Annotated in this window: 18 protein-coding genes; 8 read left to right on the top strand and 10 right to left on the bottom strand. The window is 60.1% G+C overall.

Features of this window, described 5'->3' with window-relative positions:
- Positions 1-145 precede the first annotated feature (145 nt).
- Positions 146-6,550 (bottom strand): non-ribosomal peptide synthetase, encoded by a 6,405-nt coding sequence (locus KI231_RS12475; RefSeq protein WP_213028421.1) that lies wholly within the window; start codon positions 6,548-6,550, stop codon positions 146-148.
- 487 nt (positions 6,551-7,037) lie between these two features.
- Here KI231_RS12475 and KI231_RS12470 point away from each other — a divergent pair, with 487 nt between their 5' ends.
- The 6 genes from KI231_RS12470 to KI231_RS12445 all read left to right on the top strand — a co-directional run bounded on the left by KI231_RS12470 (position 7,038) and on the right by KI231_RS12445 (position 11,503).
- Positions 7,038-7,832 carry a helix-turn-helix transcriptional regulator gene (locus KI231_RS12470; RefSeq protein ID WP_213028420.1) on the top strand — a complete coding sequence of 265 codons (795 nt, stop codon included), beginning with the start codon at positions 7,038-7,040 and terminating at the stop codon, positions 7,830-7,832.
- A 301-nt stretch (positions 7,833-8,133) separates the two neighbouring features.
- Entirely contained in the window at positions 8,134-9,528 is a 1,395-nt protein-coding gene (locus KI231_RS12465; protein WP_213028419.1) for an efflux transporter outer membrane subunit, read from the top strand.
- 157 nt (positions 9,529-9,685) lie between these two features.
- On the top strand, positions 9,686-10,291 hold the full coding sequence (locus KI231_RS12460) for an SCO family protein (protein ID WP_090284058.1): 606 nt from the start codon (positions 9,686-9,688) through the stop codon (positions 10,289-10,291).
- Entirely contained in the window at positions 10,291-10,770 is a 480-nt protein-coding gene (locus KI231_RS12455; RefSeq protein ID WP_213028418.1) for a copper chaperone PCu(A)C, read from the top strand. The genes KI231_RS12460 and KI231_RS12455 overlap by 1 nt, the downstream gene beginning before the upstream one ends.
- A 164-nt stretch (positions 10,771-10,934) precedes the next feature.
- Positions 10,935-11,309, top strand: a complete 375-nt coding sequence (locus KI231_RS12450; RefSeq protein WP_103303528.1) for a hypothetical protein — start codon at positions 10,935-10,937, stop codon at positions 11,307-11,309.
- Complete coding sequence (locus KI231_RS12445; RefSeq protein WP_103303527.1) at positions 11,306-11,503, top strand: helix-turn-helix transcriptional regulator; 198 nt, start codon at positions 11,306-11,308, stop codon at positions 11,501-11,503. The genes KI231_RS12450 and KI231_RS12445 overlap by 4 nt, the downstream gene beginning before the upstream one ends.
- A 59-nt stretch (positions 11,504-11,562) precedes the next feature.
- Here KI231_RS12445 and KI231_RS12440 read toward each other — a convergent pair whose 3' ends face one another.
- The gene (locus KI231_RS12440; RefSeq protein ID WP_213028417.1) at positions 11,563-12,084 is read right to left on the bottom strand and encodes a DUF2846 domain-containing protein; all 522 of its coding nucleotides are present in this window, start codon (positions 12,082-12,084) and stop codon (positions 11,563-11,565) included.
- A 56-nt stretch (positions 12,085-12,140) separates the two neighbouring features.
- Positions 12,141-12,740 (bottom strand): hypothetical protein, encoded by a 600-nt coding sequence (locus KI231_RS12435; protein ID WP_213028416.1) that lies wholly within the window; start codon positions 12,738-12,740, stop codon positions 12,141-12,143.
- 380 nt (positions 12,741-13,120) lie between these two features.
- Between KI231_RS12435 and KI231_RS12430 the strand changes: the two genes are divergently transcribed.
- Complete coding sequence (locus tag KI231_RS12430) at positions 13,121-15,352, top strand: LTA synthase family protein (protein ID WP_213028415.1); 2,232 nt, start codon at positions 13,121-13,123, stop codon at positions 15,350-15,352.
- A 71-nt stretch (positions 15,353-15,423) separates the two neighbouring features.
- Here KI231_RS12430 and KI231_RS12425 read toward each other — a convergent pair whose 3' ends face one another.
- Positions 15,424-17,460: a TonB-dependent receptor gene (locus tag KI231_RS12425; RefSeq protein ID WP_213028414.1), complete on the bottom strand. Its 2,037-nt coding sequence runs from the start codon at positions 17,458-17,460 to the stop codon at positions 15,424-15,426.
- Between the two features lie 337 nt (positions 17,461-17,797).
- On the opposite strand from KI231_RS12425, the gene katG reads away from it, so the two are divergent.
- Positions 17,798-20,068, top strand: a complete 2,271-nt coding sequence (gene katG, locus KI231_RS12420; protein WP_213028413.1) for a catalase/peroxidase HPI — start codon at positions 17,798-17,800, stop codon at positions 20,066-20,068.
- Between the two features lie 121 nt (positions 20,069-20,189).
- On the opposite strand, the gene pepN is transcribed toward katG, so the two are convergent.
- The 6 genes from pepN to KI231_RS12390 form a co-directional block, all read right to left on the bottom strand.
- Positions 20,190-22,847: an aminopeptidase N gene (gene pepN, locus KI231_RS12415; RefSeq protein WP_213028412.1), complete on the bottom strand. Its 2,658-nt coding sequence runs from the start codon at positions 22,845-22,847 to the stop codon at positions 20,190-20,192.
- Positions 22,848-22,857: 10 nt separating this feature from the next.
- Positions 22,858-23,688 carry a DUF2797 domain-containing protein gene (locus KI231_RS12410; protein ID WP_213028411.1) on the bottom strand — a complete coding sequence of 277 codons (831 nt, stop codon included), beginning with the start codon at positions 23,686-23,688 and terminating at the stop codon, positions 22,858-22,860.
- Positions 23,685-23,945, bottom strand: a complete 261-nt coding sequence (locus KI231_RS12405) for a YeaC family protein (RefSeq protein WP_008079610.1) — start codon at positions 23,943-23,945, stop codon at positions 23,685-23,687. Before KI231_RS12405 ends, KI231_RS12410 begins: the two co-directional genes overlap by 4 nt.
- Positions 23,946-24,052: 107 nt before the next feature.
- Positions 24,053-24,976: a tetratricopeptide repeat protein gene (locus KI231_RS12400; protein ID WP_213028410.1), complete on the bottom strand. Its 924-nt coding sequence runs from the start codon at positions 24,974-24,976 to the stop codon at positions 24,053-24,055.
- Complete coding sequence (locus tag KI231_RS12395; protein WP_103303517.1) at positions 24,976-25,461, bottom strand: hypothetical protein; 486 nt, start codon at positions 25,459-25,461, stop codon at positions 24,976-24,978. The genes KI231_RS12400 and KI231_RS12395 overlap by 1 nt, the downstream gene beginning before the upstream one ends.
- A complete protein-coding gene (locus tag KI231_RS12390; protein ID WP_103303516.1) occupies positions 25,461-26,810 on the bottom strand; it encodes an ATP-binding protein in 1,350 nt (449 codons plus the stop codon). Before KI231_RS12390 ends, KI231_RS12395 begins: the two co-directional genes overlap by 1 nt.
- Positions 26,811-26,860: the final 50 nt, after the last annotated feature.

Raw genomic sequence — 26,860 nt, 5'->3', positions numbered from 1 at the left:
GCGCGCAGCCTGGAAAAACTAAAACATCAAGGCTTGGCGAGCTGACATGGGAAGCAGGGACAATCCACCTCCCCATGAGCCGCGATCCTTTGCATCCCCCGGCAGGCGCTGCCGCAGGCTGCGGCAGCGCCCACAGGCTGGATTGTCAGAGTCGGCGTTTGCGGTTGAGGCTCGGGATGGTGGTCTGCGGGATTTCCAGGTGCTGTGCCTGGCTGCGGGTGTTGGCCGCCAGTGCCGCCAGCGTCGGCTGACTGAACAGCGCTCGCGCGTCGGTGTGCAACCCGGTCTGGCGCATGCGCGCAACCAGGCTGACCGCCAGCAACGAATGCCCGCCCAACTCGAAGAAGTTGTCGTGACGCCCGACCTGATGGACGTTGAGCACCTCGGCCCAGATCTGCGCCAACGCCGCTTCGACTTCACCTTCGGGTGGCTGATACGGGCGATTGAACACCGCCTCTGCTCCCGGTTCAGGCAAGGCCTTGCGGTCGATCTTGTCGTTGGGCGTCAGCGGCAGAGCGTCAAGCAACACAAAAGCCCCCGGCACCATGTACTCCGGCAAGCGCTCCAGCACATGGGCGCGCAACGCCTCCAGACCTGGCGCAGCAACGCCGGCACGCACGGTGTACCAGGCGACCAGGCGCTCGTCGCGCACCATCACCACCGCTTCGCGTACGGCCGGATGCTCGATCAACCGAGCTTCGATTTCACCCGGTTCCAGACGCAAGCCACGCAACTTGACCTGAAAATCGTTGCGGCCGAGGAATTCCAGGTCGCCGTCGTTGTTGTAGCGCACCAGATCACCCGTTCGGTACAACCGATCACCCGGTACAAACGGGCTGTCGATGAAGCGCTCGGCCTGCATCTCGGGCAGTCCGTGATACCCGCGCGCCACGCCCACGCCACCGATGTGCAACTGACCGGCGACGCCCTGCGGCACTGGCTGATCGTGGGCATCGAGGACGTACAGGCGAGTGTTGCTCAGTGCCTTGCCGATCGGCACGACGTGGTCCGGCACCGACATTTGCGGTTCAAGCGTCCAGCCGCTGCTGTCGACTGTGGTTTCGGTTGGGCCGTAGACGTTGTGCAAACGCACCCACGGCAGGCGCTGACGCACCTGACGGGCCAGCGCCGCGCTGAGTTCGCCGCCACCATTGAGCACATCGGTGAGGCTGGTGCACTGGTCAACATCGTCCTGCTCGATGAACTGCTGGAGCAACGCCGGAACGAACTTGACCACGCTGACCTGATGCTCGCGAATGGTCTGCACCACATACGCCGAATCGCGGTTGCCGTCAGGTCGTGCCAGCACCAGACGCAGGCCGGAACACAGTGGCCAGAAGATCTCCCACACCGAGCTGTCGAAGCTGAACGGCGCTTTTTGCAGCAGCGCACCGTGCTCGGTAGGCAGACTGATCTGCGAGCCCCAGTGCACCATGTTGCAGGCGCTGCGGTGCTCGATCATCACACCTTTGGGCAGGCCGGTGGAGCCGGAGGTGTAGATCATGTAAGCAAGATTTGAGGCACTCAGGCCCGGTACCTGCACGTTATTCTCGGGGTTGTACTGCCAACTGCCACGTTCGAGATCAATCAGCGGCACATCGTGCTCACCGAGCAGCTCACGGGTAGCGGCATGCACCAGCACGGCGACCGGCGCGCTGTCCTGCAACATGTAGCGCAGGCGTTCCAGCGGATAGTCCGGGTCAAGCGGCACATACGCCCCGCCCGCCTTGAGAATGGCGAGCAGACCGACCACCAGATCCAGTCCGCGCTCGACACAGATCGCCACGCGCGTATCCGGCTGCACGCCTTGTTCGCGCAGATGATGCGCCAGTCGGTTGGCGCGTGCATTGAGCTCGGCGTAAGTCAGATCTCCTTGCTCGGATTGCAGCGCGATGGCATCCGGTTTGCGGCGTACCTGTTGTTCAAACAATGCCTGAAGCGGCTGCTCCAGCGGGCAAGCGACCTCGGTGGCGTTGAACTCGACCAGCCATTTCTCGCGCTCGGCTGGTGGCAGAACCGATACGTTGCTCAGCAACAATTGCGGCGTGTGTTCCAACGCATTGATCAGCGCTTCGAGCGCTGTGAGCAGATAATCCAATACACGTTGCGCACCGATCAGGCGCGGCGCTTTGGCGGCAAGATGAAAACCCATGGCGTCGTCATCTACGGACAGCATCAATGGATAGCTGACGATTTCGACGCTGCTCAACAGCTCGATTCCCGGCACAGCGCTCAGCAATGGAGCCGCGTCGGTATGTCGATAGTTGAGCAGACTGTTGAACAGCGGCGTACCGGACGCTATCGCACTGCAACGCTGCGCCAGTGCAAGCGGTGCCTGTTCGTGGGCCAGCAACGCGGCAAGGCGTTCGTGAGTCTGGGCCAATGCCCTGCTGACGCTGGCTCCTGCCAACCTCAGGCGCAATGGCAAGGTATTGATGAACATGCCCAGCGCACGGTCGGCACCGTTACCGGCCTGCAGTCGTCCCAACAATACCGTGCCGAATACCACGTCCTCACGCCCGGCACACGCCCCGACCACCTGGGCCCAGGCCAGATGGAACAGGCTCGCCGGACTGACGCCCGATTGGCGCGCCTGATCGCGCAGGCGCTGCGCGAGGCTGGCAGCGAGGGGTTGCCTGGCATCGTCGTGTCCACTGGAGTCGACTTGACGGTCGCTCAGGGCAAAAGCCAGCGTAGGTTCATCGACATCGCTCAGTTGCTCGCGGAAAAACCTCTCATGCTCCGCTTGCCGATCCTTCAAACCAACCTGTGCGACGTAGTTGCGATACGGGACCGACAGCGGCAATTCATGTTCGCGCCCGAGCAGATGCATCTGGATTTCGTGCATCAATACTGCGGTCGAAGTGGCATCGTTGATCAGATGATGAAAGCGCAGCAGGCCGAGCCAGCGCCGGTCAGGTTTGTCTTCGGCTGCTGCCAGCGCCAGCATCGGTGCCTGGCGGATATTCAGTGGCCGTTGCAGCGGGCTGAAGGCTTCGCGCAACTGTTGTGCGATATCACCGGCGCAGGGCTCCAGTACGACGGTTTCGATACCCAGTTTCGCTTGACGCCAGACGACTTGCACCGCGGGTTCGATGCCTTCCCAGACCAGGCTGGTGCGCAGGATATCGTGACGTTCGATAACCTTTTGCAGAGCGCTGGCAAATGCCTCCAGTTGCGCGCGGCTGGCGAAGGACAACACGGCGTGCTGCTGATACGGATCGCGGCCCTCAGCGGTGATGTGGTGATACAACAGGCCTTGTTGCAAAGGCGCCAGCGGATAGATGTCCTGCACGTTTGCCGCTCCGCCCGGAACCGTCAGGGTGACTTGATCGATACTGGCTTGATCCAGTTGCACCAGGCTCAGCATATCCGGCGTGATGAGTTCGCAATCCGCAACGATACGGCTGGGCGGCACGTCGCTCTCCTGGCTGCGTCCTGCGGCGGCAGCCAATGCCGCTAGTGTGGGCTGAGCGAACAGTTGCCGCACATCGACGCTCAAACCGTGTTGGCGCATACGTTCGGCCATACCCACCGCCAGCAGCGAATGCCCGCCCAGTTCGAAGAAATGGTCGTGGCGCCCTACCCGTTCAACCTGCAACACCTCGGCCCATAACTGCGCCAACAACACTTCGACTTCGCCTGTCGGTGCTTCATATTCGCGTCTGATCAGGTCGTCCTGACACGGCGCCGGTAATCCCTTGCGATCAAGCTTGCCGTTGGCAGTCATCGGCCACGCCGTCAGGCGCACATAAGCGCTCGGCAGCATGGCGCTGGTCAGACGGGTTTTCAGGTGGGCGTGCAAGGCGTTGATGTCGAGCGGCTCATGCTCGATGAACCACGCCAACAGTTGCCCGTCGCGCACCTGCACCACCGCTTCCTGCACGGCGGCATGGCTGCCGAGCGCAGTTTCGATCTCGCCGAGTTCGATGCGCACACCGCGAATCTTCACCTGATCGTCATTGCGTCCCAGGTAGTCGAGGTTACCGTCGGCACGCCAGCGTGCGAGGTCGCCGGTGCGATACATACGCGCCTGCGGTTCGCTGCTGAACGGGTCGCGCAGAAAGCGCTCGGCGGTCAGTTCCGGTTGATTCAGGTAGCCCCGGGCAACACCGGCGCCGCCGACATACAACTCGCCGGTAATCCCCATCGGCACTGGCCGTAGTTGATCATCGAGCAAGTACACCGTGGTGTTACTCACGGGCTTGCCAATGTGCAGCGCCTGACCGGCGTCGATCCGCCCCGAGGTCGCAACCACTGTGGCTTCGGTCGGCCCATAGTTGTTGATCACTTCGAAGGACTGCTGTCGGTTGAACTGACGCAAGCGATCACCGCCAATCAGCAGCGTACGCAGGGTCGGATGGTCGAGTTGTTTGCCAAAGGCATACTCGGCGATCGGCGTTGGTAAAAAACTGACGTCCAGCGGCTGCGCGCGCCACCAGTCGAGCAGCGCGGCGATGTCTTCGTTGTTGCCAGTGGCGGGCGCCAGATGCAGGGTCGCGCCCACGCACAACGCCGGCCAGACCTCCCACGCCATGGCATCGAAACCGAAACCGGCGAGGCTTGAGGTGTGCTGACCGGCGCGCAGCTCGAAGGCGTCACAATGCCAATCGACCAGATTGCCCAGTGTCCCGTGCTCGACCATCACCCCTTTGGGCAGGCCGGTAGAACCGGAGGTATAGATTACGTAGGCGAGGTTCGCCGGGGTCAGGCCGGGCACTCGCGGGTTGGCAAGGTTGTCGGCCGGCCAGTTGCGCAGATTCAGATCGATCACTGGCACATCCAGTTTCGGCAGGCGTGCGCGCAAAGCGCTTTGCGTCAGGACGACAACCGGTGCGCTGTCATTGAGCAGATAGTTCAAACGCTCGGCGGGGTGCGCCGGATCGATCGGCACATAACCGGCTCCGGCCTTGAGAGTCGCCAGCAATCCGACCAGGCTGTCGAGTCCACGGCGGGCCACCAGCGCCACGCGGTCATCCGGCTGCACGCCGAGCCCGAGCAGGCGATGTGCCAATGCATTGGCCTGACGATTCAACTCGGCATACGTCAGTGGTTGTCCTTCTCCAACCGCCGCCACTGCCTCAGGCTGTTGCGCCGCTCGGGCCTCGAAACGCTGGACGATGGTCAATCCTTGCGGATAAACCACGCGAGTGTCGTTCCATTGCTGCAGCAGCGCGGTTTCCGTCGGCGAGAGCAGGCCGAATTCGGTCACGGGCAGTTGCGGGTTTTCCAGCCCTTGCTCCAGTACCGACAACAGCCGCTCGGCAAACGCCTCGACTTCACCTTCCTCGAAATACATCGGGGAGTAGGCAATGTGCAACCAGGCCTGTTCGTCGAAGCGGTTACTGCGCAAATAAATAGCCAGCGGCGCAGCCTCCTGATGATTGGAAACCTTGACCACGTGACCCCGTGCCTGGCCGTAAATATGTTCTTGATCATCCAGTTCGTAAGAAACCGTCAGCTCAAACAGTTGCGCGCGATCCTCGCGCAGCAAGCCCAAGGCGCGGTTCATCTCGCTCAGGGGAAACCGCTGATGACGAAAGTTTTCTTTCAGCTCATCGCGAATCGCCCTGATCAAGTCGGCGAATGTGAGGTCGCGACCAAACCCCATGCGCACCGCACTGACCTGGGTGAACAAGCCGACGGTCGATTTGAATCGAGCGCCGGACCGGTTGAGAATCGGCATCCCCAACACCCATTCGTCACGCTGTGCGGTACGGCTGAAATACACATGAAGCGCCGCCAGCAGCACGTGAAACGCCGAAGCGCCAAGTCCCTGACCGAGCTGTTTCATGCGCTCATGCAGCACGGCGGGGAACGTCCGCGCCACGACCTGACTGGACGGCGCATGCCCGACAAAGCGCTCCTGATAACGCGGCACCAGCAGGGGTTCGGGCAGGAGGCGGTATTTGTCCAGCCAGTACGCGCGATCCTGCGCGTATCGGGGTGACTGGTAATAACGCTCATCGTCCTCGATGAAATCGACGTAGGACAGCGCGGTGTCAGGTACCTTCTGATCGGCGGCCAGTGCGTTATAGATGGCGGCCAACGATTTGATCATCTCGGCGAAGCCCCAGCCGTCGACGATCAGGTGGTGAGCCAGAATGGAGAACCAGTGCAGATCGTCATCGAGCCGGATCAGCAAAAAACGGTACAACGGCCCGCCGTCCAGCGTGAACGTCTGGTCGATCCGCTCCTGAATCAGCGCTCGTGCCGCCGCTTTTGGATCTGACTGGCCAGAGACATCCCACGTCATCAGCGGCCCCGGCATCGATGGCGCAAAACGTTGCCGTGGCAGTCCGTCCGCGCCGGCACCCGGCAACAACTCGATTCGCATCGCGTCGTGCAGGCTCACCAGATGGCTGAGCGCCGCCTGCATCCGCGCAGGATCCAGCGGGCCGGTCAACTCCATGTAGCCACCGATGTTGTACAGCGGCGAGTCACCCCGGCTCAATTGATCAAGCCAGATGTCCAGCTGTGCGGCGGTCAGGGGAAAGGTCGCGGGCGCAACGGACGAGGTGTCCGCCGCAGAGGCAGAAATAGGCGGCATAAGATCCTTCTCATGAGATTTTGCCCGTATTCAAGCATCGGCCCCGGCGCCGACATGACACCCGAAACCCGGACAACCATCGCTCCCCGGCGCGCCCGACAGTGCTTATCGGCTTTTTCGCATAGGTCCTGTCTAAGTTTTCGGAGAGAAAATACTGAAAAGTTTGTAGGAAAAGAACCACATGCCAATGCTGCCATTTGCCCCAGCATCAGCAATCGAGGAACACGATCTGCCGATTTTCCGGGCCCTTGCAGTGACTGAATGGTCACGGTGAACGACTTTCCAGCAATCAACCCCGTCAGAACCCCGGCGCCAACAATCAGAAATGCTGGCACTTTGTGTCCCCGGATTCCCCTACAGACGTAGGACAAATCCATAGGCTTAAATCCCGCTCCAGATCATGTTCAAGGAGAAATGACTGCGTGGGCGGCTTTTACATAGACGGCAGACGATTCAGTGATGGCTCTGTACCAGGGATGACAAGGATATGAATCTGACCGGCAGTATTCGCAATGTGGAAAACCCGCACTTCTACTGGCAATTGGGGGAACTGATTGCAAGCACGGGCGATGATCACTTCGCCACGAACATGTTCCAGTTGGTCGACACTCTGGTGCCGGTCAATCGGGTCGATCTGACCGAGTGGACGCTTGATGAGCGTCAGGCCAGCGTGGTCGAGATCAAGCCGTTGGGCAGTGCCGGTCCGGCACGAACCTTCCCGCCGCCGGATCCCCTGGAGAGCCCGGACGATCACCCGTTGTTGCAGAAAATGATCGAGATGAATGATTCACTGTTGATCCAATTGAAAGCCTCGCTTCTGCCCTGCCACCCGCAACACAGCGTCCACCAATGCAATCTGGTGTCACGCACGTCCAACCGCCGTTGCGTCATCTCGTTTTACCGTCCGCACACTCAACGGGTGTTTTCCCTGCCGGAGCTGTCATTCCTCAAGAGTCTGTCCGACACCCTGCTGCCTCTGATCGAGCGACATGCGCAGATCAGTCGGCAAACCATCGCCAGACAACCGCGCCTGCCCTCGATCGATCTGGATCACGCCCCCCTTGCGCTGGTGTTCGATGAGCGCCTGATGTTGAGCGGCGTTGTGCTGTCGGCACGCGAAAAAGAAGTCTGCCTGGGTTTGCTGACCGGCGGCACGGTGCCGCACATGGCGGAAAAGCTGCGGGTCAAGAACAGTTCGATCGAGACCTACCTTAAACGCGCTACGGCCAAATTGGGTGTCAGTGGCCGGCATGGGTTGGCGAAATGGATGGCCGGGGCGTGATCTGAACCATTGAATTTCCTGACCTGTTAACACTGTGGAGAGAGATCTTTCTGTGTTTCGGGAGTTACCTGTGATCTGGGGAGTTATCTGTGATCTGGGGATTTACCTGTGATCTGGGAATTTACCTGTGGCGAGGGGATTTATCCCCGATGGCCTGCGCAGCAGGCCGCTTCTTTTCAGATCAAAAGAGGGGCCGCTTCGCGCCCCATCGGGGATAAATCCCCTCACCACAGATAAATCCCCTCACCACAAAATGCTCGTCTGCTTTCAATCCTTCATCTTCCGCGCATGAGGCTGTTCGATGTCCACCCTGCGAATTTCCTTGCTGTCCATGGCCATGCTGATGGCTGGTTGCTCACTGATTCCCGACTATCAACGCCCCGCCTCACCAAGTGCCGCGCAATACCCGCAAGGTCCGCAGGCGGCAACGACCGACGAAGACTGGCGCACGCTGTTCAACGACCCGGCCCTGCAACAGTTGATCGAAAGCGCCCTGATCAATAACCGCGACCTGCGTGTAGCGGCGTTGAACGTCGAAGCCTTCCAGGCGCAGTACCGCATTCAGCGCGCCGACCTGCTGCCGGCGGTGTCGGCCAACGCCAGCGAATCGCGGCAACGCATGCCGCCGAGCGTGACCCGCAGCAAAGCCATGATCAACTCGACCTACTCGGTCAACCTCGGTATCAGCGCCTATGAACTGGATTTTTTCGGCCGCGTGCGCAGTCTCAGTGAACAGGCCTTGCAAACCTGGCTGTCCACCGAAGAGGCGCGGCGCAGTGCACAGCTGAGCCTGGTGGCCAACGTCGCCAACGCCTACCTGACCTGGCGCGCCGATCAGGAACTGCTGGCCCTGACTCGCGAGACCCTCGCCGCCGATGAACGGAGCCTGCACCTGACCACGCGCAACCGTGAGGCCGGCAAGTCGTCGGCGCTGGAGCAGGCTCAAGCGAAAACCAGCGTTGATACCTCTCGGGCGAATCTGGCGCGTTATCAGCGTCAGGTCGCGCAGGACTTGAACAGCCTGACGCTGCTGGTCGGCGCGCCAGTGCCGGAGTCCTTGCCTGCACGTCCGCTGGCCAGCGATCTGGTGCTGCAACTGCCGGCCGGTGTGCCGTCGGATCTGCTGCAACGGCGCCCGGACATTCTCCAGGCCGAATACAAACTGAAAGCGGCCAACGCCAACATCGGCGCGGCGCGAGCGGCGTTTTTCCCCAGCGTCAGTCTGACGGCCAACGCCGGTACGTCCAGCCGCGACCTCTCGGGTTTGTTCGGCGCCGGCTCCGGGGCATGGACGTTTCAGCCGCAGATCAGCCTGCCGATTTTCAATGCCGGCAGCCTGCGCGCCAGCCTTGATTATTCGAAATTGCAGAAAGACGTGGCCGTGGCCGAATACGAGAAATCGATTCAAACGGCGTTTCAGGAAGTCGCCGATGGGCTGGCGGCACGCAGCACGTATCAGCAGCAATTACAGGCGCAGCGCGATCTGGTGCAAGCCACTCAGGACTATTACAACCTGGCGCAACACCGTTATCAGAATGGCGTCGACAGCAGTCTGGTGTTTCTCGATGCCCAGCGTTCACTGTTCAGTTCGCAGCAAGGGCTGATCACCGACCGCCTCGCGCAACTGGTCGCCGAAGTGAATCTGTACACCGCGCTGGGCGGCGGTTGGCGGGCAACGGAGGCGAAAGTTCAGTAAGCACCCGTCACTTTTTCTTACACCTTTTGTCGCCCTGCGACACCCTGTCAGCCGATCAAAAACCGACTCGCCGGTTCAGTTTGGTATCATGCGCCGCTTTTACGGTTAACCCCCCCGCCAGTCCTGTCGACTGACGGGCTGCAAAAGGCGGTATTAGATGACGGCTTTGTTGACTCGCCGCAAGGTGCTTGCGGGAATGGGCGTACTCGGGCTCGGCCTGCTCGCCGGTTGCGACACCCGTGGCCAACTGTCGTACAAGTACGGCAAGGATCTGAGTAACAAGATCATGGGGCGCACCTTCAAACTGAAGAACACCGATGGCGAAACCATGACGCTGTCGAGCTTTCGCGGCATGATGCCGATGGTGTTCTTCGGCTTCACCCAGTGCCCGGCCGTCTGCCCGACCACTCTGGCCCGCGCGGCGAAAATCAAAAAGCTGATGGGCGCCGATGGCGATCGCTTGCAGGTGATTTTCATCACCCTCGATCCCGAACGCGACACGCCTGAAATCCTCGACGCCTACATGAAAGCCTTCGATCCGACCTTCGTTGCGCTGTACGGCACGCTTGAGGAAACCCAGGCCACGGCCAAGGAATTCGACGTGTTCTACGAGAAAGTCCCCGCCGGCGACACGTACACCATCTCGCACACCGCCACCAGTTACGTTTACGACTCCAACGGCGGCTTGCGCCTGGGTCTGTCCACCTCGCTTTCGGCAGAACAATGCACGGAAGATTTGCTTACTGTTATGGAGGTTTGCTGATGCAACCTGTTTTGAACTCGATCAAACACGCGGTATTGGGTCTCTCGCTGCTGGGCCTGGCGTTCCAGGCGTCCGCGCAAACCAAAGTCGACGATGCCTGGGTTCGTGCCACCGTACCAACCCAGTCCGCCAGCGGCGCGTTCATGATCCTCACCGCCGACAGCGACAGCAAGCTGCTCAGCGTCGCGACCCCGGTGGCCAAAGACGTGCAGATCCACGAAATGACCATGAAGAACGACGTCATGAGCATGGGCCCGGTGAAGTTCGTCGAACTGCCGGCCGGCAAAGCCGTCAAGCTTGACCCGAACGGTTACCACGTGATGCTGATGGGCCTGACCGGTCAACTGAAAGAAGGCGAAAGCGTGCCGCTGACCCTGACCGTGGAAAACGCCAAGGGCGAGAAAGAAACCGTTGAAGTGAAGGCCGCCGTGCGTTCACTGACCAACATGGAAGGTCACGATCACAGCAAAATGCATTGATCTGACTGACTGCAGTACCCACGGGGCGGCCTGATCACTGATCAGGCCGCCCCGTTTTTTTGGCTCGAGAAAAGTCAGGCGTTTCGAACTTTATGGAAAGCGTGCTTTACACCGAAGAAACCTTCAGCGAGTATGTAAAGGGTCTTTTACACAGGAAGTGCAGCATGAACCGCTATTACCTCGAATTGGGCGCAGCCCTGATCCTTTACATGCTGGTGCTGACTGCATCACTGATCGCCTCGCAGTATCTGATGGAGGCCAACATTGTTCTGCGCTCAGCCGTCGCGGTGACGCCGATGATTCCGGCCGGATTGATGTGCTGGGCGATCGTGCGCAACATGCGGCGCATGGATGAAATGCACCTGCGCATCCAGTTCGAAGCGCTGGGTTTCGCCTTCGCTGCCTCGGCCCTGCTGACCTTCAGCTACGGTTTCCTGGAAAACGTCGGTGCCCCGCATATTCCATGGACCTGCGTGTGGCCAGTGATGGGCTTGATGTGGATCCTCGGCCTGCAAATCGCCCGACGCCGTTACCAATGAAAAATCGCCTGAAGGAACTGCGCGCCGAACGCAAATGGTCACAGGTCGATCTGGCTGAACGGCTTAACGTGTCACGCCAGACAATCAATGCGATTGAAAACGAACGCTACGATCCGAGCCTGCCGCTGGCGTTTCAGATCGCCCGGGCGTTTGAGATGCCGATTGAAAGCATCTTTGATGATGGGCTGAACTGACGTGAACCGCGTGGCGAGATTTGACCAATCATCGCCACCCGGTACCACGGCTGAAAAGGTTACCTGACGGCCACCGGCACCTGCTGACACCACTTGATCGAACGCAACGCTTCCTCCTCCGGCACTAGCGCATAACGGAAAAAGAAATGCGCCCCCGAGTAGTAGGCGTCGTTCAACTCACCCAGCGTCTGTTCATCACTGAAGGCTTGCGAGCTGGTCTGATCGGCAATGAAGTAGGTTTTGCCGTTCTCGACGTTCAGGTCGAAACGCTTGTTGACGCTGCTGCTGACAAAAGGGGGCGACGTCGACTCAATGCTGTAGCGCCCGGCCGGCAGGCTCGTTTTGAAATACCCGCCCGACGGTAAAACCCCGACGTCTTTTCCATTGACCTTGATCGTGGGCGTCACAAAGTACCCGACCGACGCGGCCGTGCGATAGAAATACAGCGTTGCCTGATCCGGCTGCGCTTGTTCCACGGCACTGAAGAATGGCTGGCCCTTCAAGTCGGGTCCGGTGTTACATCCGCCGAGCAGGATCAGGCTGGCCAACAGGCTGGTCCAGAGCAGTATGGTGCGGCTCATCAATGTTTTTCCTTGAGCGAAAAGCGGTGGCAGGACAGCTAGAGCGAACGCATGCATCAGAACATGCAAAGTCCTTTGCCCGAGTCTTTGGCGTCAGAAGTTGGCCAGGGTTTGAAAGCGCTTTCAGCGGTCAGGTTGTAAATCGTGCGGTTTTGCAGAACTGCATACTTGCGTTTGAGGCCTTCAACCGTTTTCTCAGCGTTATCGACGTTGGACAGGCAGAACGTCAGGGCATTGGCGTAAAGGTCGCCGATGTACAGTGTCTGACCGGCCTTCACCTCAAATACCACCGGAGCCGGGCGTGCGAGCGCATTACCCAGGTAATACTGGTAGCGCCAGTCGGTGAACTGGTAACGCCCTGGTGGCACTTCGTACATGAACAAGTGCCCGAGCAGATTGGCGGAAGGCTGATCGTCTTCGCTATACAGCGTTTGCAACGTAATGGACGCGTTCGGCTCGTTCAATTGTCTGATTTCGACCGTCAGCCCATGCGGTTGCGTCAGATAACCTTCGGTAATCGAACCCACAATCAGCGCCTTGGCCGGATCCGGTGGCCGGGTACCGTCATAGCGCGCAGTCGAGCATCCATTCAATACGGTGAGACACAGAGTGATAGCGCCCCAATGAGCGAATGAGGTGAAAACTTTCCGTAGCATTTTTGATTTCCGAGTCTGACAACTGATTCATGCCGTGCGCCGTATCGATGGTTTGCGGCGCACGTGTAGATCACTGGTATCGCCCGGTGAGCGGCATTCTTGAGCGGCGCGCGTGCCATTGCCTCGGCCGTACACCCGTTCCAACCTTTGTTGGCGGGATTACCCGGCTTCAACGGCCAGATAAACAGTCTGAAACAATAAAGCGCCTGCACCGATTCGCCTGCCGCCTATGGCCTGATCGTCTGACACGAACGCCTGTCAAGGCTCCAGCACCTTTTCCCCGGTTCCAGGGCCGTCTGACAACAGATCACCCGTGTGTTTAAAAAGGCGATCAGACAGCTCTCCCTTGGTATCATCGCGCACACTTTTTTGACGGTTTAATGACTGGAAGGTCTTTTTTTGTGAGTGCTTTCTTGAACGGCTTGCGACATCCGCGTGCCCGCCTCTATTCCCTGATTTTTCTGCTGTTGATCGTTCCGGTGTGCCTGCGTGCAGCAATCGGTTGGTCGACACCGTTGGGTTATCTGTCGGATCTGGCCATCGGCAGCTCGCTGGTCATTCTGCTGCATCGCCGTGCGTGGTGGCTGGCATTGCCGGTGCTGTTGTTCTGGGGCCTGTTGGCAGTGGCGACGGCGGAACTGGTCAGCGCCGTCGGCCGACTGCCGAGCCCGGCCGATCTGCATTACCTGTTCGATCCGCAATTTGTCGAAAACTCCACCGGCGGTGGGCTGGCGCATCCAGGTGTGGGCGTCACGTTGTTGCTGGCGCTGCTGGTCTGGTTGTTAACCCAGTTTGCCGGACGCGGCATCGCCCGCCCGGCCCTGCCTCGCGCATTGTGGGCGGCGCCGCTGGCGCTGTTCGCCGCGCACTGGGGCGCACAGAATTTGTGGCCGAGCGAGGAAGATCCGTGGCGAGCGTACAACCTGCCCCATCAATTGCTGGCCACTCAGGTCGCCGATGTGCAGATTCAGGCCGAGGAATGGCTGGACGGTGATGTCGAAGAAGTCGCGCCATCCATGGCCGGCCTTACCGACGTCGATCTCGATGGTCACAAGCTGCTGACTGCGCCAGGTCAGGCGCGCAACGTTTTGGTCATCGCCCTGGAAGGCATTCCCGGTGCCTACATCCGCGCCAATCGCGAGGCCATCGGCAGCCATTATCAGGAAGACCTGATGCCCAGACTCAGCCGTTGGGCCGAGCGCGGCATGAACACCCCGGACTACGTCCTGCATACACACCAGACCATTCGCGGTCTGTACGCCATGCTCTGCGGTGATTACGACAAACTGAACAACGGCACGCCCAAAGGCGTGGAAATGCTCACCCAGAAGGAGCGCAATCAGGCCTGTCTGCCGGCGCAATTGCGCGAACACGGCTTCAGCACCCACTATCTGCAGGGCGCCGGCCTGCGCTTCATGGCCAAAGACAAAATCATGCCGCACATCGGTTTCGATGCGACTCATGGCCTGGAGTGGTTCACCAACAGCAACTATCTGGAATTCCCGTGGGGCAAGGACGACAAGGCCTTCTTTGAAGGTGCCCTGGATTATGTCGGTCAACTGAAAAAGCAAAAGCAACCGTGGATGCTGACATTGTTGACGGTGGGCACCCATCAGCCCTACTCCGCGCCGGAAGATTATCTGCAGCGCTATGACACCCCGAAGCAGGCGGCTGTCGGTTATCTGGACGATGCACTGGATCAGTTCCTCAGCGGACTTGAGCGCCAGGGTGTATTGAAAGACACCCTCGTGGTGATCACCTCGGATGAATCCCACGGCATCGACGGCGTGCGTCTGGCCTCTTCCTGGGGTTTCAACCTGACATTGGCACCTGAACATGAGCAACTGCCGCGACTCAATGCCGGGGTGTATGGCCATGTCGATCTGAGCACGTCGATCCTCGACTACTTCGACCTGCCGGTGCCTACCGCGCTGAGCGGTCGTTCGCTGTTTCGCGACTACGATTCCGGGCGCGAGATCATGTCGTTCACCAACGGCAAACTGCGCTATCACGACGGCAAGGGGATTTTTTCCGAATGTGACATGCCGCGCCGCTGCCGCTATTACGAAAGCACCGGTTTCATCGCCGAGAGCGCCACGTTCAAAGGCACCTACAGCGGTCAGCGCGCTCGCCAGATCGCAGCCCGCGCCACGGCACTCGACCTGTCGCTGCTGCGCACCCCGCTCAATCATCGCTATCAGTTCGGCAGCAACAACATCATCCCGCTGCAAGCACAGATCATCGACGATTGGGCCGACAACCTGATCGGCGCGCAATACCTGGAAATGCCCAAGGGCTCGCACACCCGTGTACGCCTGACCGTGCGCTCGGTGGATCCGCAGCAGGCGGCGTTCATTCAACTCAAGGCCAAGGAATTCGAACAGGACGTGCAACTGGGATTGCCGGCGGAAATGGTCGCCACCGCCGATCAGCCGCTGGAGATGGATTTCAGCTTCGAAAACCCGCAACCGCGCAAAGCCTTTTCGTTCCATCTGCTGGGTTATGGCCTCGGAGCCGTCGAGGTCACGGATTTCAGCGTGATCACGGAATTGCCAGCCCAGGAAGACACGCTCGACGACGTGCCGGAAGACGAAGCCGCACAGTCCACCTGATCACCCGCCCCTCTTGATTGTTCCCACGCTCGGCGCGGGAACGACCAAATTCCTGCATGGGGGGGAGTGATTTAGAACGTGGTGCGCAATCCCACCTGAATGCTCCGTCCTTGTGCCGGCGCAACGTCGCGAAGGATCGAACTGGCGTAGCGCACGGTTTGGTTGGTCAGGTTATCGGCATCGACGAAAGCCAGCCATTTGCTCTGACCGACGTCAAAGTGATAACCGACATTGGCACCCAGCGTGGTGTAGCCATCCGTGCTGCTTTCATTGGCCGGCACACGATGCTGCGAACTGGCGTGCTCAAGGTCGATCCGCGCCTGCCAACGATCCAGCTCCCATAGCAAGCCACTGTTCAAGCGTAGCGGCGCGATGCGCGGCAAATCCTCGCCGTTATTCAGGTTCTTCGCGCGGGTGTAATCACCGGACAACTCCAGGGCAAACTTGCCGTAGGCAGTCTCGCCAAGACTCCAGCGATCCTGAGCTTCGATGCCACTGAAGCGCGCACGCACACCCGAGTAAGCGTATTCAGGAATGCCGCCGCTATCCTCCTCGCCTTCATCACTCAGCGTTCGGCCCGTACCGAGCAAGCCGATGTAGTTGGAAAAGTGGCTGTAGAACACACCGACACTGCCCTTGTGCGTGCCGTTGTCGAAACGCAGAGCGAGGTCGCTGGAGACGGCTTTCTCTTTCGACAGCCCGACGTCGCCAACTTCATAAGTGCCGGTCGCGACATGCGCACCGTTGGCGTACAACTCGTAAAACGTCGGCGCACGCTCGGTATAACCGACGGTGGCGGCAACCGACCAAACCGGCGTCAGTGTGTACACCGCACCGGACGACAGGCTGCCGGCGGTGAAACTGCTCGAGCGGTCGGCATTGGCGAAACGCTCGTTGCCCTTGGCATCCGGGTCAACCGTAGTGTGCTCAAGCCGTCCACCGAGCGTGAACAACAGTCGCTCGGTGGCTTGCAGCTCCTCAAGAATGAACAGTGCACCGGCATTCGTATCGGTCTGCGGCACAAACGCTTCTTCACCCAGCGCCGAAAACTCGTTGCGGCTGACCTGTGCGCCGATCACCCCTTCGAATGGCCCCAGCGGCTGATGCCGGGCCTCGACCCGCGCCTCGTAACCCTTGTTCTTGAATGTCGTGCCGACCTCACCGCCCTCAATTTCCCGATGTTGATAATCGGTGTATCCGGCGTCGAATTTGATTGAACTGAACGGCCCGTCGAGATTGCGTATCTGCGAGGCAAAGGCGTAATGCTCCTGCTCCATGCGGATGCGCACGTCGTCTTCGGCGGGCGAGCCGTAATTGGAGTCGTAATTGCTGTACGAAAGGCCAGCATAGCCGTCATCCCAGGTGTACGAACCGCCGACTGCACCGCCGTCCTGACGACCGTCACTATTGGCCAGACGATGCTTGCGTGAATCACCATCATCGTTGGCGCGCTCAGCGCCGGTTTTCGCGTAACCGGGAATTTTCAGATCATTGAACTCCCGAGCACTGGCGTCCAGGTGCAGGGCAAAGTCACCGTTACCCGCCTCGAGTTTGCCGGCGCTGCTGCGGGTGGTATCGGCGCCGCCATAACGCAGCTCGCCAGCGCCATGGATACCGTCGATGGCTTCGGTGGGAATGCGATTATCGAAGGTGTTGACCACCCCGCCGATGGCGCTGCCACCGTAAAGCAGCGCGGCCGGGCCACGGATGATTTCAATGCGTTCAACGTTGACCGGGTCCAGCGGCACAGCGTGATCGTAAGACAACGACGAAGCATCCAGCGCGCCGACACCGTTGCGCAGGATGCGAATCCGGTCACCGTCCTGACCACGAATGATCGGACGACTGGCCCCCGGGCCGAAATACGACGATGACACGCCGGGCTGTTTGTTCAAGGTTTCACCGAGGCTGCCCTTCTGTGCCAGCGTGAGGTCATCGCCACTGAGCACTGTCGCCGGTGAGGCCAGCATCTGGCTGCCCAAGGGATTGCCGGTAATCACTTGCGGTTGCAATTCGAGGGTGTCAGCAGCGAATACCGGTGAAGCGAGCAGCAGCGCGGCGGCCAAGGGAGTCAGTCGTCGTTGCAGGGGCTGGGAACGGGCAGGCATTTCAGAACTTCCGTGAGCAGAAAAGTGAGCATCGCTGCCAGCGTCTTGCACACGACACTGACAGAAACAGAATGAAACGAATTTCATGTTATACAATAACATTTCACCCTGTCATTACGATTTTGACTTTTGGCGTGTCGCCAAACGCTCAAGGACGCGGATTTCAACTTCTGAGCAAACGCCTAAGGCAGAGGCGCCAGTCGCGAAAAAATCCTGAAAGACTGCGCCTATCAGCCCCCAATAGTCGGGCTATTAGCTGACTCATCCAGTCGGGTCTAGCCTTACTAGTCCGAAGTCGGCACGAGCCGGCCGTAGCAGACCTGATAAGGACCCGAACATGGCTAACGAATCGAAATGCCCGTTCAACCACGCCGCCGGTGGTGGTACGACGAACCGTGACTGGTGGCCGAATCAACTCAACCTGAAAATCCTGAGTCAGCACTCGCCCAAGTCCGATCCGTTGGGCAAGGACTTCGACTACGCCAAAGCTTTCAAAAGCCTGGATTTTCAGGCGCTGAAACAAGACCTGCGCGCGCTGATGACCGACTCCCAGGACTGGTGGCCGGCCGACTTCGGGCACTACGGCCCGCTCTTCATCCGCATGGCCTGGCACAGTGCCGGCACCTATCGCACGGCCGATGGCCGTGGTGGCGCGGGGTCCGGACAGCAACGTTTCGCCCCGCTCAACAGTTGGCCGGACAACGTCAGCCTCGACAAGGCCCGCCGTCTGCTGTGGCCGATCAAGCAGAAATATGGCCGCAATATTTCCTGGGCTGACCTGATTGTGCTCACCGGTAACGTCGCGCTGGAATCGATGGGCTTCAAGACTTTCGGTTTCTCTGGCGGTCGTCCCGACGTATGGGAACCGGACGAAGACGTGTACTGGGGTTCGGAACACGAATGGCTGGGTGGCGACAGCCGTTACGGCAAAGACAAGTCCGCCATGCAGGAGCCCGGCGACGGCACGCTGGTGGCTGAACCGGATTTGCATGGCAAAGAAGAAAGCCGCACCGATCAGGGCGAGCGCAATCTGGAAAACCCGCTCGCTGCTGTGCAGATGGGCCTGATTTACGTGAACCCGGAAGGTCCCGAAGGCAACCCGGACCCGGTAGCCTCGGCCCGCGATATCCGCGAAACCTTCGGCCGCATGGCCATGAACGATGAGGAAACCGTGGCACTGATCGCTGGTGGTCACGCCTTCGGCAAGACTCACGGCGCGGGCCCTGCCGATAACGTCGGCGCAGAGCCGGAAGCCGCCGGGCTTGAAGAGCAAGGCCTGGGCTGGAGAAACGCCTTCGGCACCGGCAAGGGCGCAGACACCATCACCAGCGGCCTCGAAGTGACCTGGACCACCACACCAACCCAATGGAGCAACAACTATCTGGAAAACCTGTTCGGCTTCGAGTGGGAACTGACCAAGAGCCCGGCAGGTGCGCATCAGTGGAAACCGAAGAACGGCGCCGGTGCCGGGACCATTCCTCACGCTCACGATCCGAACAAACGCATTGACCCGACCATGCTCACGTCTGATCTGGCGCTGCGTTTTGACCCGGCCTACGAGCAGATCTCCCGGCGTTTTCTGGCCAATCCCGATCAACTGGCCGACGCCTTCGCCCGCGCCTGGTACAAACTGATCCACCGCGACATGGGCCCGCTGTCCCGCTACCTCGGCCCGGAACTGCCTAACGAAGAACTGCTGTGGCAGGACCCGATTCCAGAGGTCACTCATGCACTGATCGACGAGAGCGACGCTGCCGCGCTGAAAAGCAAAATCCTTGCGTCGGGGCTTTCGGTGTCGCAATTGGTTTCAACCACTTGGGCCGCCGTTTCAACTTTCCGTGGGTCGGACAAACGTGGCGGCGCCAACGGTGGCCGGTTACGTCTGGCACCGCAGAAATTCTGGCAAGCCAACCAGCCCGAGCAACTGGCCAAAGTGCTGCAAACTCTTGAAGGCATTCAGGGCGAGTTCAATGGCGGCGCCGCCGGCAAGAAAGTCTCGCTGGCGGATCTGATTGTGCTGGCGGGCAATGCCGGGATCGAGAAAGCGGCGCAAAACGCCGGTCACTCGGTGACGGTGCCGTTTACGCCGGGGCGTGCGGATGCCTCGCAGGAGCAAACCGATGTTGATTCGTTTGGTTTTCTGGAACCGATTGCCGATGGTTTCCGCAATTACAGCAAGGGCAAATACCGGGTTTCAGCGGAGGCGCTGTTGATCGACAAGGCGCAACTGCTGACCCTCTCCGCGCCGGAAATGACCGTGCTGTTGGGTGGTTTGCGCGTGTTGAATACCAATGTCGGGGGAACCCGTCATGGTGTGTTCACCTCGCAAACCGAAGCGTTGACCAACGACTTCTTCACCAACCTGCTGGATATGGGCGTGGAGTGGAAGCCGACTTCAAGGGATGCCGATGAGTTTGAAGGCCGCGACCGTAAAACCGGTAGCGTGAAGTGGACGGCGACGCGGGTTGATCTGGTGTTCGGTTCCAACGCGCAATTGCGGGCGCTGGCCGAGGTGTATGCCAGTTCGGATGCCAAGGAGCAGTTCGTCAAGGACTTCGTGGCGGCCTGGACGAAAGTGACCAACCTGGATCGATTTGATTTGAAGTAACGCAAAATAACTGTGGGAGCGGGCTTGCCCGCGATGACGGCAGCAGATTCAACATCACTGTTGACTGATAGACCGCTATCGCTGGCAAGCCAGCTCCCACAGGGCTTGGTGTTAAAACACCTTAGGCCAGGCTCTTGCTGACGACCTCATACACATCACTCGACAGCTGCCCCGAAGCCAGAATCCGCTCCAGCTCACCCTTCATCAACGCCTGCCGCGCACCATCATATTTGCGCCAGCGAGTCAGCGGCGCCAATTGGCGCGAAGCGATCTGCGGGTTGAAGCCGTTCAGCTCGATCACCAGATCCGCGAGGAAGCGATAACCGGAACCATCCGCCGCGTGGAAGTTGATCAGGTTTTGCCCGGCAAACGCACCGACCAGTGCACGCACCTTGTTCGGGTTCTTGATGTTGAACGCCGAGTGCTGCATCAACGCTTTCACGCGCTCCAGACCGCCGGGCAAAGTGCTGCCGGCCTGCACGCTGAACCACTGATCCATGACCAGCGGGTTGTCCTTGAAGTGCTCGGCGAAACTGGCCAGGGCCAGGGCTTTCTGCTCTTCGAACGGCGAGTTGACCAACACCGCCAGCGCCGTCAGGCGCTCGGTCATGTTGTCGGCCGTTTCGAATTGCTCCAGCGCCGCTGCCAGCACTTGCGGCTTGCCGCTGAGCATCAGGTACGACAGCGCAATGTTCTGCAACGCGCGACGGGCGAAGTGCTCGGCCTCGGCTACATACGGCGTCTGCTTCGACAGGTCGCGGTTGGCCTGATAACGCAGCCACAGCGCTTCGAACAGATTGTCCGCCAGTTGCTTGCGGGCGAACTCGCGAGCGATATGGATGGCGTCGACGTCCGCCACTTCGCTGATTTCGGTGAGGTACGCTTCGCCCGGCAGCGAAAGCATCTCGGCAACCATCGCCTGATCCAGCGACTCGTCCGACAGAACCGTACGCAGCGCCGACACCAGCCGTGGATCGAGCACCAGGCTCTCGCCCTTCTGCTGCTGGGCGATCAGCTCTTGCAGCACCTGCACCGACAGTTGCTGACCGGCATCCCAGCGGTTGAAACCGTCGCTGTCGTGCTGCATCAGGAACATCAACTGATCACGGTTGTACGGGAAGCTCAGTTTCACCGGCGCCGAGAAACCGCGCAGCAACGATGGCAGCGGCTGTTCGGCGATGTCGACGAAGGTGAAGGTCTGCTCGGCTTCAGTCACCGAGATGACGCGCGTGGTGCCTTGAGCCGAGGTCTCGCCAACCAGACGCAGGGCGATTTCGTTGCCTTTGCTGTCGAGCAGACCCAGTTCGACCGGGATCACGAACGGCAGTTTTTCAACCTTGTCCGGGGTCTCCGGGCAGCTCTGGCGGAAGGTCAGGCTGTAGGTTTTCGCCGCAGCGTCGTAAGACTCGCTCACTGCCAGACGCGGTGTGCCGGCCTGGCTGTACCAGCGCTTGAACTGGGTCAGGTCGACACCGTTGGCATCTTCCATGGCCTTGATGAAGTCGTCGCAGGTCACGGCTTGACCGTCATGGCGTTCGAAGTACAGATCGCTGCCTTTACGGAAGCCTTCGGCGCCGAGCAAGGTGTGGATCATGCCGACCACTTCCGAACCCTTTTCGTACACGGTCAGGGTGTAGAAGTTGGAAATTTCGATGAAGCTGTCCGGGCGCACGGCGTGGGCCATGGGACCTGCATCTTCGGCGAACTGGTGGGTACGCAGATAGGCGACGTCCTGAATGCGCTTGACCGTGGCCGAGTTCATGTCGGCGGAGAAGCCGGAATCGCGGAACACGGTGAAGCCTTCCTTGAGCGACAGCTGGAACCAGTCGCGGCAGGTCACGCGGTTGCCCGACCAGTTGTGGAAATATTCGTGGGCGACGATCGCCTCGACCCGCTGATGCGCGGCGTCGGTGGCGGTTTCGGCGCGGGCCAGCACGGCGCTGGAGTTAAAGATATTGAGGCCCTTGTTCTCCATCGCGCCCATGTTGAAGTCGTTGACGGCGACGATCATGAAGATGTCCAGATCGTACTCGCGACCGTAGACCTCTTCGTCCCAGCGCATCGACTTCTTCAGGCTGTTCATCGCGTGCTGGCACTTGTCGATGTTTTCCGGCTCGACGTAAATGCGCAGCGCAACGTTGCGCTTGGTCATGGTGGTGAAGGTGTCTTCAACGCACCACAAATCACCGGCCACCAGCGCGAACAGGTACGCCGGTTTCATGAACGGGTCTTCCCACGTTGCCCAGTGCCGGCCGTCTTCACCCGGGCCTGAAGCAATCGGGTTGCCGTTGGAGAGCAGCACCGGATAGCTGTGCTGTTCGGCGACCACGGTGGTGGTGAACTTGCTCATCACATCCGGGCGGTCGAGGTAATAGGTGATCTTGCGGAAGCCTTCGGCCTCGCACTGGGTGCAGAACATCGTGCCGGACTTGTACAGGCCTTCCAGCGCGGTGTTGGTTTCCGGGTGGATCCTGACGCTGGTGTCGACCGTAAAGGTTTCGCTGGTCGGTTGCAGGGTCAGATGGTTCTCGGACAACTGATAGTCGCCGTCAGCCAGTTCCTTATCGGCGAGGGTCACCGAGAGCAGTTCCAGTTGCTGGCCGTCGAGCACCAGCGGCGGCAGGCCGGCGCCACGTGCCGGGTTGCGGCGCATCACCAGTTGCGCGTGGACCAGGCTGTGGTCCTCGAACAACTCGAAGGTCAGGTGTGTTTCATCGATCAGGTACTCGGGCGCCTGATAGTCCTTCAGGTAAATCATCTTCGGTTGTTCGGTGCGCATGCTGGAGTCCTTATTGATGCACGGCGAGCTGATAAGCCGTGTACTTACGAATATTGATCACGCCGGTGTCGAAGATCAGGTACTGACCCTTGATCCCCAGCAGCGTGCCTTCGGCAATCGGGTTCTTGTCCAGGTTGAAGCTGACGATTTTGGCCGGGTATTGCTCGACCGGATAGCGGATTTCGAGAGGTTCTACATCGGCAATCGTCTGAATCGCTTGTAGGCCGAATCGCTCTTGCAAGCCTTGCAGGCCTTCGGCGCAGCTTTCGAACAACTGATCGCGCACCTGTGCCAGATCCACCGCCACCGCATCGCCCTTGAGCAGTGCACGCCAGTTGGTCTTGTCGGCCACCTGACTGCGGAACAAGTCTTCAACGAAGCCCGACTGCTGCCGCGTCGACACGCGCATGATCGGCAACGCCTGACTCGCACCCTGATCGAGCCAACGGGTCGGCAACTGGGTAGCACGCGTGATGCCGACCTTGATCCCTGACGAATTGGCCAGGTACACAACGTGATCGGTCATGCAGAACTGCTCGCCCCACAGCGGATCGCGGCAGGTGCCGGCGTCGTAGTGGCAGCGCTCCGGGCTCATGATGCACAGGTCGCACTGGGCCAGTTTGGTCATGCACGGGTAGCAGTAACCCTGGCTGAAACTGGTTTTGGTCTTGCGCCCGCAATGGGTGCAGTGGATCGCCCCCAGGTATTCCAGACGCACCGTGGTGCCGATCATGGGATTGACCGGCACCTCGACGTCATCCAGACGAAACGCGTATTGCACATTCGGCCCGTCCAGGCGCGCCGACATTTTGCTGATTGCACCGCGGCCAATCTCGATCAATGGATGGCATCCGACTTGAACAGGATGTTCGGCACTTCGATCGACTTCGACGCACATTCTTGCGGGCCCATGTAACCGGTGCGCTGATCTTCAGGCAGGTTCTGGATTTCCCAGGCGATCATCGCCTGCAACGACAGTTCACGCTGCTCGGCGGTGAGCTTGCCACCGTCCGACCACTTGCCGATTTCCACGGCCAGTTTCAGGCTCTCGTAGATGTCCGGGGTGATGTTTTTGATCATTTCGGCAAAAGACGACATGTTTGAACACTCTCCAATGAATGTCGCTAGTTTAACGGCGCTGAAGCGGCAAGACACTGCCGGGCATCAGGTCAGCGAGCGGATCGCCGGGCGCAATGCCCGGCGTCCTAGAACTCCCTTGAAAGTTTTACCTGGGTCAGTTCTTTCTCCAGCGCACGCCGGAAAATCTGCGGAGCCGTGAAGGTATAAAGAGCAAACGCCAGCCAAACCCAGTCGATCACCTCGGCGGCACCGGGGTAGCCCTGTGCGGTGAGGGTGATCACGGTAACGCGGTACACCACAAACATTGCCAGCAACAGAATGATGGCGCCGGTCGTACTGCGGTCGTTCATCCAGCTGTTGAACCGCCACCAGAGCCCCATGAACACATTGCTGCGAGCCTTCACGGCGGTCAGCAGGCTCAGCGCCGAGACATTGCTGGCGTTTTCCTGCAGGGCCCAGATCGCGTGTTCGCGTGCACCGTTGATATCGCCCTGACGCAGCAGCAAACGACCCAGTACCACCACGGCCCCGGCATGCCCGGGATCGGCCTGGAGTGCCTGTCGGGCAAAACTTTCGGCCTGCTGCCAATGGCCACAGGCCTGATGATATTCGGCCATCGCCACCAGATTGGCCGGATCGTCAGGGCCCAGCTCCAGCGCCTTTTCCAGCAGCGCCTGACTCTGGGCAAGGCGCCCGGTCAGTTGAAACAGGTCCGCAAGACTGCGGTAGTAACGCGGCTCCGTCGGCTCCATGTCGAGCAACTGCAACAGGTGCTGTTCGGCACCCTTGAATTGCCGCGCAGCCATGTCGATATGCGCGGCGGCGTAATGCGCCAACGGCAACGCCGGGTCCATCGCCAACGCCATCGAGGCTTCGTGGCGCCCGGCATGCAGACGACGCATGTTGAGCAGACACAGCGCCAGCAAGGCGTGGGCTTCGGCACATTCCGGGTCATCGGCCAGCAACTGTCGCAGGCTGTCGATGGCGCCGTCGTTGTGGCCGGACTGCAACCGCTGATAAGCCACTTGCAGCAGATAAGAGGTATTCATCAGCTCACCACCAGATACCAAAGGGTCGCCGGCACCAGAGTGACCACGATTCCTTTGAGCAGGAAGGCGCCTGCGAGCGCGACCAGCGGCGCGAAGCGATTGAGCACGCCGCCATAATATTGATACAGCTCGATGGTCGAGTTCTGCAGGGTGTACAGCACGTAACCGATGCTCAGTTTCCACACCACCAGGACCAGCAAGGCGTACTGGATCTGTGCCTGAGTGCTCAGGTAGCCGTTGTTCAACAAGCTGATCAAGGCCAGTCCGAGGATCACGCTGCCCACGGCACCGACGCCAACCCAGATCCACTCACGCTTGCGCGTCGGGCTGCCCACAGCCACCGAGTTGAGCACGAACCACGGCAAACCCAGCCATAGCCCGCCCATCATCAGCGCCAGCAATGGCCAGAACGGCGACACGGCAAACCGCGCCAGGCCGCCCGGACGCGGTTCGTCTTCAATGCGGTAAATATTCTGGGTTCCCATCAGCGTCCCTTGCCATGTTTGTCGAGGAAGGCCAGCACTTCATCGTACTGATTGCCTTCGTTGGCATAACGCGCGTAGTTGCGGGCGGTGGTCAGCCATTCCAGCGTCGTCGCGCGGACTTCTTTCAAGGCTTGCTTGAAGTGGCGGTCGCAAATCGGCTGCTCGGCGCCTTCACTGATCGACTCTTCGATGGCTTCATCGGCGGCGGTTTCCACCAGCTCGCTGAGGTCCGCGCCGGAGAAGCCCGAGGTGTGTTTGGCAAGGAAGGCGAAATCGATATCAGCCGCCAGCGGACGGCCCTTGACCATCAGTTGCAGCATGTTTTCGCGGGCGGCACGATCCGGTGGCGGCACAAACAACACGCGGTCGAAGCGACCGGGACGGCGGAACGCCGAGTCCACCGACCACGGCACGTTGGTTGCCGCGAGGATCAGCACGCCATGATTGTCATGGGTGAAGCCATCCATTTCCGAGAGAAACTGGCTGACCAGTTTCGACGACGTCGACTCGCGGGTATTGGAGCGTTTGCCGCCCAGCGCCTCGACTTCATCGAAGAACATCACCGCCGGTGCCTGCGCCCGCGCCTGCTCGAATAGGGCGTGCAACTTGCGTTCGGACTCGCCGATGTACATGTCCAGCACGTCGGAGATCGCTACGTTGAAAAACTTCGCCTTGCACTCGCCGGCGGTGGCTCGGGCCAGTAAGGTTTTGCCGCAGCCAGGCGGCCCGTACAGCAGCACACCGCCGCCGACGCGCTTGCGAAAGCGCTCGAACAACCCCGGCTTCTGGTACGGCAGGATGATCTTTTTATGGATGGTCTTTTTCAGATCGTCCAGGCCACCGATGTCGTTGAACGTCACGGTTTCGGTGTCTGGCACCAACAGTCGGCGGACTTCCGTCTGATCGGTGTCGTCGTTGGAGATCACCCGCAGTTTCGGCCGCCCTTCGCCAGCGGCAAAATCCACCACCGACACGTTCAGGCGACGCCACAGCGCCATGTCTTCCAACGCCGGGTTGGCAGCGATGGCGGCGCGGTACTCGACCAACGCTTCCTTGAGGCGATCAAGGTCGGCCAGTGCCCGTGCGCGCAACAGTTGCAGATGGGCGCCCTCACCGCTCGCCAGGTTCAAGGCTTTTTCAGCCTGCCCGGCGCCCAGGTACAGCTGCGCGGCGATCGGCTTCAGAGCCTCGGCGTCCGGCAATTGGTGCAGGTCGGCGGGAAGCAGTTTGAGGCCGCGCTGGCTGTCATTGCGCTCAAGGCAGGCCTTGAGCACCAGCGTCAGCAACGCGACGTTTCCCGGCGAGGCCAGCAGCGCGGCCTCGAGTTGATCCAGCGTCGTGTCATCCATGGTGAATCCTTGTGACAGCCAGTTGCAGATTGAAATAGCAGAATGAGCAG

Origin of the sequence: Pseudomonas sp. Seg1, from assembly GCF_018326005.1 — a bacterium.
Lineage (GTDB): Bacteria > Pseudomonadota > Gammaproteobacteria > Pseudomonadales > Pseudomonadaceae > Aquipseudomonas.
Note: the sequence above shows the minus strand (reverse complement) of the source record. Positions and strands in the feature narration are given on the sequence as shown.